Source organism: Klebsiella sp. WP3-W18-ESBL-02 (assembly GCF_014168815.1).
In the GTDB taxonomy this organism is placed as follows: Bacteria; Pseudomonadota; Gammaproteobacteria; order Enterobacterales; family Enterobacteriaceae; genus Kluyvera; species Kluyvera ascorbata_B.
Genome location: NZ_AP021972.1, coordinates 4,366,518 through 4,379,046, shown reverse-complemented (window position 1 = coordinate 4,379,046; position 12,529 = coordinate 4,366,518). Strand labels below are relative to the sequence as shown.

The 12,529-nt window shown below is 52.6% G+C and carries 12 protein-coding genes; 10 read left to right on the top strand and 2 right to left on the bottom strand.

Going from position 1 to position 12,529, the window contains the following annotated elements; genetic code table 11:
- Positions 1-16 precede the first annotated feature (16 nt).
- The 5 genes from deoC to H7R56_RS21075 all read left to right on the top strand — a co-directional run bounded on the left by deoC (position 17) and on the right by H7R56_RS21075 (position 5,040).
- Positions 17-796 carry a deoxyribose-phosphate aldolase gene (deoC, locus tag H7R56_RS21095; RefSeq protein ID WP_035894562.1) on the top strand — a complete coding sequence of 260 codons (780 nt, stop codon included), beginning with the start codon at positions 17-19 and terminating at the stop codon, positions 794-796.
- Positions 797-942: 146 nt separating this feature from the next.
- Positions 943-2,265: a thymidine phosphorylase gene (gene deoA / locus H7R56_RS21090; protein WP_106925221.1), complete on the top strand. Its 1,323-nt coding sequence runs from the start codon at positions 943-945 to the stop codon at positions 2,263-2,265.
- Between the two features lie 52 nt (positions 2,266-2,317).
- On the top strand, positions 2,318-3,541 hold the full coding sequence (deoB, locus tag H7R56_RS21085; RefSeq protein ID WP_106925222.1) for a phosphopentomutase: 1,224 nt from the start codon (positions 2,318-2,320) through the stop codon (positions 3,539-3,541).
- Between the two features lie 103 nt (positions 3,542-3,644).
- The gene (deoD, locus tag H7R56_RS21080; protein ID WP_000224864.1) at positions 3,645-4,364 is read left to right on the top strand and encodes a purine-nucleoside phosphorylase; all 720 of its coding nucleotides are present in this window, start codon (positions 3,645-3,647) and stop codon (positions 4,362-4,364) included.
- Positions 4,365-4,548: 184 nt separating this feature from the next.
- Positions 4,549-5,040, top strand: a complete 492-nt coding sequence (locus H7R56_RS21075) for an REP-associated tyrosine transposase (protein WP_106925223.1) — start codon at positions 4,549-4,551, stop codon at positions 5,038-5,040.
- Between the two features lie 88 nt (positions 5,041-5,128).
- Here H7R56_RS21075 and lplA read toward each other — a convergent pair whose 3' ends face one another.
- Together lplA and H7R56_RS21065 are read right to left on the bottom strand one after the other, a co-directional pair.
- Positions 5,129-6,145 (bottom strand): lipoate--protein ligase LplA, encoded by a 1,017-nt coding sequence (gene lplA / locus H7R56_RS21070; protein WP_146145699.1) that lies wholly within the window; start codon positions 6,143-6,145, stop codon positions 5,129-5,131.
- Between the two features lie 18 nt (positions 6,146-6,163).
- The gene (locus tag H7R56_RS21065) at positions 6,164-6,796 is read right to left on the bottom strand and encodes a YtjB family periplasmic protein (protein ID WP_146145700.1); all 633 of its coding nucleotides are present in this window, start codon (positions 6,794-6,796) and stop codon (positions 6,164-6,166) included.
- A 104-nt stretch (positions 6,797-6,900) separates the two neighbouring features.
- On the opposite strand from H7R56_RS21065, the gene serB reads away from it, so the two are divergent.
- From serB to H7R56_RS21040, 5 genes are all read left to right on the top strand, one after another.
- Complete coding sequence (gene serB, locus H7R56_RS21060; protein WP_106925224.1) at positions 6,901-7,872, top strand: phosphoserine phosphatase; 972 nt, start codon at positions 6,901-6,903, stop codon at positions 7,870-7,872.
- 10 nt (positions 7,873-7,882) lie between these two features.
- On the top strand, positions 7,883-9,265 hold the full coding sequence (gene radA, locus H7R56_RS21055; RefSeq protein ID WP_106925225.1) for a DNA repair protein RadA: 1,383 nt from the start codon (positions 7,883-7,885) through the stop codon (positions 9,263-9,265).
- 119 nt (positions 9,266-9,384) lie between these two features.
- Positions 9,385-10,611 carry a multifunctional transcriptional regulator/nicotinamide-nucleotide adenylyltransferase/ribosylnicotinamide kinase NadR gene (gene nadR / locus H7R56_RS21050; protein WP_106925226.1) on the top strand — a complete coding sequence of 409 codons (1,227 nt, stop codon included), beginning with the start codon at positions 9,385-9,387 and terminating at the stop codon, positions 10,609-10,611.
- Positions 10,612-11,083: 472 nt separating this feature from the next.
- Positions 11,084-11,860, top strand: coding sequence for an ABC transporter permease (locus H7R56_RS21045; RefSeq protein ID WP_106925227.1), 777 nt, complete (start codon positions 11,084-11,086; stop codon positions 11,858-11,860).
- Positions 11,857-12,519, top strand: a complete 663-nt coding sequence (locus H7R56_RS21040; protein WP_106925228.1) for an ABC transporter ATP-binding protein — start codon at positions 11,857-11,859, stop codon at positions 12,517-12,519. Before H7R56_RS21045 ends, H7R56_RS21040 begins: the two co-directional genes overlap by 4 nt.
- The last annotated feature ends 10 nt before the right edge of the window (positions 12,520-12,529 follow it).

Below are 12,529 nucleotides of genomic sequence, written 5' to 3'. Positions count from 1 at the left end.
GCCGTCGGAGAGCAAAATGACTGATTTAAAGGCAAGCAGCCTGCGTGCGCTGCAGTTAATGGACTTAACTACCCTGAATGAAGATGACACCGACGCGAAAGTCATCGCGCTGTGCCATCAGGCTAAAACCCCGGTGGGTAACACCGCGGCAGTTTGCATCTATCCGCGTTTCATCCCAATTGCGCGTAAAACGCTGAAAGAGCAGGGGACGCCGGATATCCGCATCGCAACCGTCACCAACTTCCCGCACGGCAATGACGACATCGAGATTGCGCTGGCGGAAACCCGTGCGGCGATTGCCTACGGCGCAGATGAAGTTGACGTGGTGTTCCCGTACCGCGCGCTGATCGCCGGTAACGAGCAGGTAGGTTTTGATCTGGTGAAAGCCTGTAAAGACGCGTGTGCTGCGGCAAACGTACTGCTGAAAGTGATCATCGAAACCGGCGAGCTGAAAGAAGAAGCGCTGATTCGCAAAGCGTCTGAAATTTCTATCAAAGCTGGTGCAGATTTCATCAAAACTTCTACCGGTAAAGTGCCGGTGAACGCGACGCCAGAAAGTGCGCGCATCATGATGGAAGTGATTCGTGACATGGGCGTACAGAAAACCGTGGGCTTCAAACCGGCGGGCGGTGTGCGTACTGCGGAAGACGCGCAGCTGTTCCTGTCTATTGCTGACGAACTGTTCGGCGCGGATTGGGCTGACTCCCGTCACTACCGCTTCGGTGCTTCTTCCCTGCTGGCCAGCCTGCTGAAAGCACTGGGCCATGGCGACGGTAAGAGCGCTAGCAGCTATTAAAATCTGAATTGTCCTGTGTAGGCCGGATAAGGCGACAGCCGCCATCCGGCAAATTTGCCTGATGGCGTTTCGCTTATCAGGCCTACAACGGAGATGTTCTGTGCTGGGGGCTTCGTGCTTATCCAGCCCACAATAAGGAGGGTACCTTGTTTCTCGCTCAAGAAATTATTCGCAAAAAACGTGATGGCCTGGCGCTGAGTGATGAAGAGATTCGTTTCTTTATCAACGGTATTCGCGACAACACCATCTCTGAAGGGCAGATTGCCGCGCTGGCGATGACCATTTTCTTCCATGATATGAGCATGCCAGAACGTGTCTCATTGACCATGGCGATGCGAGATTCAGGCACTGTCCTGGACTGGAAGAGCCTGAACCTCAACGGCCCGATTGTTGACAAGCACTCTACCGGCGGCGTCGGTGACGTTACCTCTCTGATGCTGGGCCCGATGGTTGCTGCCTGCGGCGGCTACATTCCGATGATTTCGGGTCGTGGCCTTGGTCATACCGGCGGAACGCTCGACAAGCTGGAGGCGATTCCGGGTTTCGACATCTTCCCGGATGACAACCGATTCCGCGAAATTATTAAAGACGTGGGTGTGGCGATTATTGGGCAAACCAGCTCGCTCGCACCGGCGGATAAACGTTTTTACGCTACCCGCGACATTACCGCGACGGTGGACTCTATTCCGTTGATTACCGCGTCTATCCTCGCCAAAAAGCTGGCAGAAGGGCTGGATGCGCTGGTGATGGATGTGAAAGTGGGCAGCGGCGCATTTATGCCGACCTACGAACTCTCTGCTGCACTGGCGGAAGCCATTGTTGGCGTGGCCAACGGCGCGGGTGTGAAAACCACCGCACTGCTGACCGACATGAACCAGGTGCTGGCGTCCAGCGCAGGTAACGCCGTTGAAGTACGTGAAGCGGTGCAGTTCCTGACGGGGGAATACCGCAACCCTCGCCTGTTAGATGTCACGATGGCGCTGTGCGTTGAGATGCTGATCTCCGGTCGTCTGGCGAAAGATGACGCTGAAGCGCGCGCCAAACTGCAGGCGGTACTGGATAACGGTAAGGCGGCTGAGATCTTCGGTCGCATGGTTGCCGCGCAGAAGGGGCCGACTGATTTCGTTGAAAACTATGCGAAATATCTGCCAACGGCGATGCTCAGTAAAGCGGTCTATGCTGATACCGAAGGTTTCGTGAGCGCGATGGACACCCGTGCACTGGGTATGGCCGTCGTGTCGATGGGCGGTGGTCGTCGTCAGGCGTCGGACACTATTGATTACAGCGTCGGCTTTACCGACATGGCCCGTTTGGGCGATAGCGTCGACGGGCAGCGCCCGCTGGCGGTGATCCACGCCAAAGATGAGGCCAGCTGGCAGGATGCGGCGAAAGCCGTCAAAGCGGCAATTAAACTGGACGATAAAGCCCCAGAAATTACACCGACAGTCTATCGTCGTATCACTGAATAACGATATACTGATCTGATCGCTTTTTTACAGCGCAAGATGTATGGAGAACAAGATGAAACGTGCATTTATTATGGTGCTGGACTCCTTTGGGATTGGTGCAACGGAAGATGCTGACCGCTTTGGTGATGTTGGCGCCGACACGATGGGCCACATTGCAGAAGCCTGTGCCAAAGGCGAGGCTGACCACGGCCGTAAAGGCCCGCTGAATTTGCCTAACCTTACCCGTCTGGGGCTGGTGAAAGCGCATGAAGGTTCTACCGGCAAAATTGCCGCGGGTATGGACGGCAACGCCGAGGTCATTGGCGCCTATGGTTGGGCGCATGAACTCTCTTCCGGTAAAGATACGCCGTCAGGCCACTGGGAAATCGCCGGCGTGCCGGTTCTGTTTGACTGGGGCTACTTCAGCGACCACGAAAACAGCTTCCCGCAGGAACTGCTGGATAAACTGGTAAAACGTGCCAACCTGCCGGGTTACCTCGGTAATTGCCACTCTTCCGGTACCGTGATTCTGGATCAACTGGGCGAAGAGCATATGAAAACCGGCAAGCCGATTTTCTATACCTCTGCGGACTCCGTATTCCAGATCGCCTGCCATGAAGAGACCTTTGGCCTGGATAAACTTTACGAGCTGTGCGAAATCGCCCGTGAAGAGCTGACCGAAGGTGGTTACAACATTGGCCGCGTTATCGCGCGTCCGTTTATCGGTGATAAAGCGGGTAACTTCCAGCGTACCGGTAACCGCCACGATCTGGCCGTTGAACCGCCGGCACCGACCGTATTGCAGAAACTGGTTGATGAAAAACACGGTCACGTAGTTTCCGTCGGTAAGATTGCGGATATCTATGCGAACTGCGGTATCACCAAAAAAGTGAAAGCCACCGGCCTGGATGCGCTGTTTGATGCCACCATCAAAGAGATGAAAGAAGCGGGTGATGAGACGATTGTCTTCACCAACTTCGTGGACTTCGACTCTTCCTGGGGTCACCGTCGCGATATCGCCGGTTATGCCGCAGGTCTGGAGCTGTTCGACCGCCGTCTGCCTGAGCTGATGGAACTGGTCGGTGAAGATGACATTCTGATCCTCACCGCTGACCACGGCTGTGACCCGAGCTGGACCGGTACCGACCACACCCGTGAACACATTCCGGTGCTGGTGTACGGCCCGAAAGTGAAACCGGGTTCGCTGGGCCACCGTGAAACCTTCGCGGATATCGGCCAGACGCTGGCAACGTACTTTGGTACGTCGCCGATGGCTTACGGTAAAAACATGCTGTGATGCAATTGCCCGGTGGCGCTTCGCTTACCGGGCCTACGTTTTTTGTAGGCCTGATAAGGCGTAGCCGCCATCAGGCGCTGACAATTTAAATAAGGATAAAACGATGGCAACCCCACATATTAACGCTGAAATGGGCGATTTCGCTGATGTTGTGCTGATGCCGGGCGACCCGCTGCGTGCGAAGCACATTGCTGAAACTTTCCTCGAAGATGTCCGTGAAGTGAACAACGTTCGCGGCATGTTAGGTTTCACCGGTACCTACAAAGGCCGTAAGATCTCCGTGATGGGTCACGGTATGGGGATTCCGTCCTGCTCCATCTACACCAAAGAGCTGATCACCGATTTCGGCGTGAAGAAAATCATTCGCGTAGGCTCCTGCGGTGCCGTGCGTATGGACGTCAAACTGCGTGACGTGGTTATTGGTATGGGGGCCTGCACCGACTCCAAAGTTAACCGTATCCGCTTTAAAGATCATGATTTCGCCGCTATCGCTGACTTCGACATGGTGCGTAACGCTGTTGATGCGGCAAAAGCGCTGGGCGTAGACGCGCGCGTGGGTAACCTGTTCTCTGCCGATCTGTTCTATTCTCCGGACGGCGAAATGTTCGACGTCATGGAAAAATACGGCGTGCTGGGCGTGGAAATGGAAGCGGCGGGCATCTACGGCGTAGCCGCAGAATTCGGTGCGAAAGCGCTGACCATCTGCACCGTGTCCGACCATATCCGTACTCACGAGCAGACTACTGCCGCTGAACGTCAGACGACCTTCAACGACATGATCAAAATCGCGCTGGAATCCGTTCTGCTGGGCGATAAAGAGTAACGTTGTTTGTGTGCCCGGTGGCGCTTTGCTTACCGGGCCTACAGTCTGTTGTAGGCCGGATAAGGCGCAGCCGCCATCCGGCAATTCGTCGCATATATTGCGAGCTTCCTTCTCAAAACTCTCTCCCAATCTTGCCATCTGCAACGAACCCGATAAGGTCGAATTTTGTTAAAGGAAAAACAAAATGTCGAACTATCGCCGCCATTACATCAACGGTGGAACATGGTTTTTCACCGTAAATCTCAAAGACAGGCAAAGCGATCTTTTAATCAGGAATATTGCTGAACTCCGTGCCGCAGTTCGTGTGGTTAAGCGCATTAAACCCTTTTATATCGACGCCTGGGTCATTCTCCCCGAGCATCTTCACTGCATCTGGACGCTTCCCGCGAATGACTGTGATTTTTCTTCTCGCTGGCGTGAAATTAAAAAGCGATTCACTCAATCATTGCTACACCAAACCGTGTGGCAGCCGCGATTCTGGGAGCATACGATACGCGACGAGCGTGATTATCGCCGCCATATCGATTACATCTACATCAACCCGATAAAACACGGTTGGGTATCGCGTGTTCAGGATTGGCCGTTTTCGACCTTTCATCGACATGTTCGCGAGGGCGTTTACCCGGTCGATTGGGCCGGGGAGTTGATGGACCTTGAGACCGGAGAACGCTGTTAATGCCCGGTGGCGCTGTGCTTACCGGGCCTACAGTCTGTTGTAGGCCGGATAAGGCGTAGCCGCCATCCGGCAATTCGCTATCAGTCGCTTAGCGCACGGCCCCTGCGACCCACGCCGCCAGCTCACGAAGCTCGCTTTCCTGATCCGGATATTCCGCAACCAGCGCTTCACAAGTTTGCTGTAAAACATCGGCGCGATACTGGCAGCCCTGTAGCCGCTCCGCCAGTGCTTCCAGCGGCGCGGGGTTGAGGCTATCGGTGAAGATCTGGGTGCGGGTAATCACGCCTTTTTCAACGTCGAAATGCAGTTCAACGCCGCCCCAGGTGAAACGCTCGTCCAGCAGATGCGAGAAGGCCGGCGCCTGACCAAAGTTCCACTCCCAGCTGCTCTGGCGGGCAAAGGTTTCGGCAAAATTCGGCAGATCCGGCGCTTTGTCCGGGGAGATAATCTCGGCGTCTACGCGCTCGCCATAGTGACGGAAAAAGGCCTCGGTTACGGCGGTACAAATCTGCTCGTGAGTCACGTCAGGCAGCAGTTCCACCAGGTTAGCGACGCGGCCGCGCACGGAAGTAATACCTTTCGCCTGTAGCTTTTTCTTATCCGGATTCAGATAGTTTGCCAATCGGCTTAGATCGGCATTCAGCAGCAGCGTGCCGTGGTGAAAACCACGGTCCTTGGTCTCGCGGTACGCGGAGCCGGACACTTTGCGCTCGCCTTCCTCGGTTTTGACGATCAGATCGTTACGCCCGGAGGCCTCTGCGGTCACACCGAGTGAATTCAGCGCTTCAAGCACGATAGCGGTTGAGATCGTTTTATCGTACTCCGGTTTGCCCGCCATAAAGGTAAAGCAGGTGTTGCCGAGATCGTGGAACACCGCGCCGCCGCCGCTACTGCGTCGTGCCAGCCGGACGTTATCTTCTTCCATGCGGCGGGTGTTGCACTCTTTCCACGGGTTTTGCGCGCGGCCAATCACGACCGTGTCCGCGTTGCGCCAGAGGAACAGCACCCGCTGGGTGGCAGGCATCTGACGGAAAATACACTCTTCTACCGCAAGGTTAAACCACGGGTCGTGAGAGTCTGAAAGCAGCAGGCGCAGCGTTGTCATGGCGATTTCCTTTTCTGTTTAGTCTTTATCTTCGTCCTGTACCGGCTTGTTCGCGGTTAACAGGAACGGTGACTGCTGCCAGCGGGTGCGTTTGCCGCGCAGCAGCGTGCGGGCCAGCACCACGCCAATGGCCAGCGACAGCAGCAACATCAGGCGTAAAATATTGGTGGTGTTATCCACCTGGCGGGATTCCGTGGCGATGGTATGGGTATCGAGCGTCAGGCGCAGATAGCCGAGCGGGCCGTTTTTGCCGTTGATTGGCTCGACAATCTGCTGGTTAAAATACCCCCCGGCTTTTTTACCGTCCAGCGCTAGCCGATCGCGAAGCGCTACCTGCTCGCCGGCGCGGGCGATAAGGTTGCCCTCTTCATCATAGACGCCAGCGTCCAGGATGCGGCTTTTGGCGGTGAGCTGTTTCAGCAGTTGGCCAATCTTTTTCTCGTCTGGCGTTTCGGTTTTCATCATTGGCGCGAGGTTCAGCGACACCTGATATGCCAGCGTTCTTGCCAACTCTTCAAGCTGTGGGTTTCGTTGTTTCTGGCTTTGCTGGCTGAACCAGGAGGCCCCCTGCATCAGCGCGACAAGCAGCGCGAGACAGATCAGGACAATGACCGTACGATGCAGCCGAAATTTCAGTTTTGCGCGAACCATATTCCACCTTTGAAAATTTACAGCTTAATGTTGCCAGAAGCGCTGGTTACAAGGTAGCCTCATGCGTTATTTTCCTGGGCTTAATAAAGAAGATTGGAGCTGTAATGCCAAACAGTTTGACCTGGTGCGACCTGCCTGAAGATGTCTCCTTGTGGCCTGGGTTGCCGCTTTCGCTCAGCGGTGATGAAGTGATGCCGCTGGATTACCATGCTGGCCGTAGCGGCTGGCTGCTGTACGGCCGCGGCCTGAATAAAGAACGTCTGACGACCTACCAGCGCAAGCTGGGCGCAGCGATGGTGATTGTTGCCGCCTGGTGCGTGGAAGATTACCAGGTCATTCGTCTGGCAGGGTCATTAACGCCGCGGGCGACGCGTCTGGCGCACGACGCCGGGCTTGATGTTGCTCCGCTGGGCAAAATTCCGCATCTGCGTACGCCGGGCCTGCTGGTGATGGATATGGACTCTACGGCCATTCAGATCGAGTGTATTGATGAAATCGCCAAGCTGGCAGGCACCGGCGAACTGGTTTCTGAAGTGACGGAACGTGCAATGCGCGGTGAACTCGACTTTAGCGCCAGCCTGCGTCAGCGGGTAGCAACGCTGAAAGATGCGGACGCTGATATTCTGCGTCAGGTGCGCGATACGCTGCCGTTAATGCCGGGGCTGACGCAACTGGTGCTGAAGCTGGAAACGCTGGGCTGGAAGGTGGCGATTGCCTCCGGCGGCTTTACCTTCTTCGCGGAATATCTGCGCGACAAGCTGCGTCTGACCGCCGCGGTGGCCAACGAGCTGGGCATTCGCGACGGCAAGCTGACCGGTGAAGTGGTCGGTGATATCGTCGATGCGCAATACAAGGCGAAAACGCTGCTGCAGCTGGCTGAAAAATATGAAATTCCGCATGCGCAAACCGTGGCTATCGGCGACGGCGCCAACGACCTGCCGATGATCAAGAAAGCCGGTCTGGGGATTGCGTATCATGCCAAACCGAAAGTGAATGAACAGACGGAAGTCACTATCCGTCATGCCGATTTAATGGGGGTGTTCTGCATTCTCTCCGGCAGCATGAATCAGAAATAAAGAGGTTAACGTGGCGAAAGCTCCTAAACGCGCATTTGTTTGTAATGAGTGCGGTGCGGACTACCCGCGCTGGCAGGGGCAATGCAGCGCCTGCCATGCGTGGAATACCATCACCGAAGTGCGCGTAGCCGCTTCTCCCACGGTCGCACGTAACGAGCGCCTGAGCGGCTATGCCGGTAATGCTGGCGTGGCTAAGGTGCAGAAACTGTCGGATATCAGCCTGGAAGAGCTGCCGCGTTTTTCGACTGGCTTTAAAGAGTTCGACCGCGTGCTGGGCGGTGGCGTGGTGCCCGGCAGTGCTATCCTGATTGGCGGTAACCCGGGGGCGGGGAAATCGACGCTGCTGCTGCAAACGCTGTGCAAGCTGGCAGAGCAGATGAAAACCCTATACGTCACCGGCGAAGAGTCGTTGCAGCAGGTGGCGATGCGTGCGCACCGTTTGGGCCTGCCGACCGCTAACCTGAATATGCTCTCGGAAACCAGCATCGAGCAGATTTGCCAGATTGCCGAAGAAGAGCAGCCGAAGCTGATGGTTATCGATTCCATCCAGGTGATGCATATGGCGGATATCCAGTCGTCGCCGGGCAGCGTAGCGCAGGTGCGCGAAACCGCCGCTTATCTGACGCGCTTTGCCAAGACGCGCGGCGTGGCTATCGTCATGGTGGGGCACGTCACCAAAGACGGATCGCTGGCGGGGCCAAAAGTGCTGGAGCACTGCATCGACTGTTCGGTACTGCTCGATGGCGATGCCGACTCGCGCTTCCGTACCCTGCGCAGTCACAAAAACCGCTTTGGTGCGGTGAACGAACTGGGCGTTTTTGCGATGACCGAGCAGGGGCTGCGTGAAGTGAGCAACCCTTCCGCTATCTTCCTGAGCCGCGGCGATGAGGTCACTTCAGGCAGTTCGGTGATGGTGGTGTGGGAAGGCACTCGGCCGCTGCTGGTTGAGATTCAGGCGCTGGTGGATCACTCGATGATGGGTAACCCACGGCGAGTGGCCGTTGGCCTTGAGCAAAACCGTCTGGCGATCCTGCTGGCCGTATTGCATCGTCACGGTGGTCTGCAGATGGCGGATCAGGATGTGTTCGTCAATGTGGTCGGCGGGGTGAAGGTCACTGAAACCAGCGCCGACCTGGCGCTGCTGCTGGCGATGGTCTCCAGCCTGCGCGACAGGCCGCTGCCGCAGGATCTGGTGGTATTTGGCGAAGTCGGCCTGGCCGGCGAGATTCGCCCCGTGCCGAGCGGGCAGGAGCGTATTTCTGAAGCGGCGAAGCACGGCTTCCGCCGGGCTATTGTTCCTGCCGCTAACGTACCGAAAAAAGTCCCGGAAGGGATGAAGGTGTTTGGCGTGAAGAAACTCTCCGACGCGCTTAACGTCTTTGACGACCTATAGTGACCGACTCCGGCGCGCGCTGCGACGCCGGTCTCTTTCTCCCCGGATAGTACCGTGAGTACATCCGGGTTTTTTGTATAATGGGTAGATGATTTACCCCAATTTTGCAGGAGGCTCTTGTGTCGTCGTTCGACTATCTTAAAACCGCAATCCGTCAAAAAGGCTGTACGTTGCAGCAGGTTGCAGACGCCAGCGGTATGACCAAGGGCTATTTAAGCCAGCTTCTCAACGCCAAAATTAAAAGTCCCAGCGCGCAAAAGCTGGAAGCGTTGCACCGTTTCCTCGGGCTGGAGTTTCCGCGCCAGCAGAAAAATATCGGCGTGGTGTTTGGTAAATTCTACCCGCTACATACGGGGCATATTTATCTGATTCAGCGCGCCTGTAGCCAGGTGGATGAGCTGCATATCATCATGGGGTACGACGATACCCGTGACCGCGCGTTGTTTGAAGACAGCGCGATGTCGCAGCAGCCTACCGTGCCCGATCGCCTGCGCTGGCTGCTGCAGACCTTTAAGTACCAGAAGAACATTCGTATTCATGCTTTCAATGAAGAGGGCATGGAACCGTACCCGCATGGCTGGGATGTGTGGAGTGCGGGCATGAAAACCTTTATGGAAGAGAAGGGGATTCAGCCAAACTGGATCTACACCTCTGAAGAGTCCGACGCGCCGCAGTATCTGGAACACCTGGGAATTGAAACGGTGCTGGTGGACCCGAAACGAACGTTTATGAATATCAGCGGCGCGCAGATTCGTGAGAACCCGTTCCGCTACTGGGATTACATCCCAACGGAAGTGAAGCCGTTCTTCGTGCGCACGGTGGCGATTCTCGGCGGTGAATCCAGCGGTAAGTCGACGCTGGTGAATAAGCTGGCGAATATCTTTAATACCACCAGTGCATGGGAATATGGCCGCGATTATGTGTTCTCGCATCTGGGCGGCGACGAAATGGCGTTACAGTATTCCGACTATGACAAAATCGCCCTCGGCCACGCACAGTATATTGATTTTGCAGTAAAGTATGCCAACAAGGTGGCTTTTATCGATACCGATTTTGTGAGCACCCAGGCGTTCTGCAAAAAGTACGAAGGCCGTGAACACCCATTTGTACAGGCGCTGATTGATGAGTATCGCTTTGACCTCGTCATCCTGCTGGAAAACAACACGCCATGGGTGGCGGATGGGCTGCGTAGCCTGGGAAGCTCCGTCGACCGCAAAGAGTTCCAGACGCTGCTGGTATCGATGTTGAAGAAGAACAATATCGAGTTCGTGCATGTGGAAGAGGCGGATTATGATTCGCGCTTCCTGCGCTGCGTGGAATTGGTCCGGGAGCTGATGGGCGACTAACGAGCATAGGGCTTATCAGTTGATAAGCCCTTTCTATTTCACATCTGTATTTTTATTATTATTGATATCATATTTATATAAATTATTTTTGTTTTATTATCTATAGTTATTTTTGATATTAATAAATAATGAAACAACCATCTTCAATATGGATTATATATCCATTCTGATAATATCCTATCAAAAATTATTTATTTTAAAATGTACTTTTAATTTAATTAAACCTGATGGGCTACGAAACAATCTGATATTGAGTACAATATAGCAAGGCATAAGTGCCTTCTGAAATGTTCAATGGAGTGATGTTTCGGGCCTCAGGAATAGCTGAAATAAATAAGCAAGTATTTAATATATTTGTGGCCTCCCCCCATTAAACATTTCCCCAGGATATAAGTCGTTCTCGATTAGCGAGCTGGTAGCTATGAGCCATGGGCGGTAGCGTGCCAAAAATAAAGTTATGGACAGGGGTTGTATGGCGAGAAGTGGCTTAGAAGTACAACAGGCGGTTATCAAAGCACTGTTTATGAGGGAAATCAAAACCCGCTTTGGGAAGTATCGGCTTGGGTATCTGTGGGCGGTGTTGGAGCCTGCGGCGCATTTGATGGTACTTGTTGGAATATTTGGTTTTGTTATGCATCGTACAATGCCTGATATTTCATTCCCTGTTTTTCTTATAAACGGAATAATTCCATATTTTATTTTTAGTAATATTACGTCTCGTTGTGTTAATTCTATTGAAGCAAACCAAGGATTATTCAATTACAGACCTGTAAAACCTATAGATACTATCTTAGCTAGGGCTATACTAGAAACTGCAATTTATATATTTGTTTACGCCATACTCATGTTTATTCTTGGTTTCCTTGGTGAAGATATGGAGATAAATGGTATTGTTAGTTTGGTTATGACATGGATGCTGTTGTTTGTTTTCTCATGTGGAATTGGTATGGTATTCATGGTTATTGGGAATGCATTTCCTGAAACGGAAAAATTCCTGCCTATAGTGGTTAAACCGCTTTATTTTATTTCATGTATTATGTTTCCTTTACACTCTATTCCAAAAGAATATTGGCCTTATATTTTATGGAATCCAATTGTTCATGTTGTAGAACTTAGCCGAGAGGCTGTTTGTGTAGGCTATTTGAGTGAGGGAGCTAGTATTCAATATTTATCTTTTATTTCCTTGGCTATTATTACACTGGGTTTGACAGTATATCACTTTAGAGAGAAGGCAATGTTAACTTCATGATAAAAATAGAAGGTTTAACTAAAACATATAAAACGCCTAAAGGGAGACATTTTGTGTTTAATAATTTAAATGTAACCATCCCTTCCGGAAAAAGTGTTGCAATTATTGGGCGGAATGGTGCTGGGAAATCAACTCTATTACGGATGATTGGTGGTATAGATCGCCCCGATAGTGGGCGAATAATAACTGATAGAACAATTTCTTGGCCTGTCGGATTAGCCGGGGGGGGCCAGGGTAGTCTTACAGGGCGCGAAAATGTGAAATTTGTTTCTCGTCTTTATTCTAAGAAGAGTGAATTGAAAGAAAAAGTCGATTATGTCGAAGAGTTTGCAGAGTTGGGGCATTATTTTGATATGCCCATTAAAACATATTCCAATGGGATGCGTTCACGGCTAGGGTTTGGTTTAAGCATGGCATTCAAATTCGATTATTACCTTGTAGATGAAGTCATAGCCGTTGGGGATGAAAGATTTAAGCGTAAATGTAAGGAGGTTTTTTCTCAAAAGCATAAGGAATCATCATTTCTAATGGTTGCACATAGTCCAACAATATTAAAAGATTATTGTGATGTTGCAGTTCTTTTTGATGCCAAGTCAGAATGCCATTTTTTTAGTTCTGTAGATGATGCTTTGAAAGAATATAATAAATTTCAGAGTTGATATTTTGCTT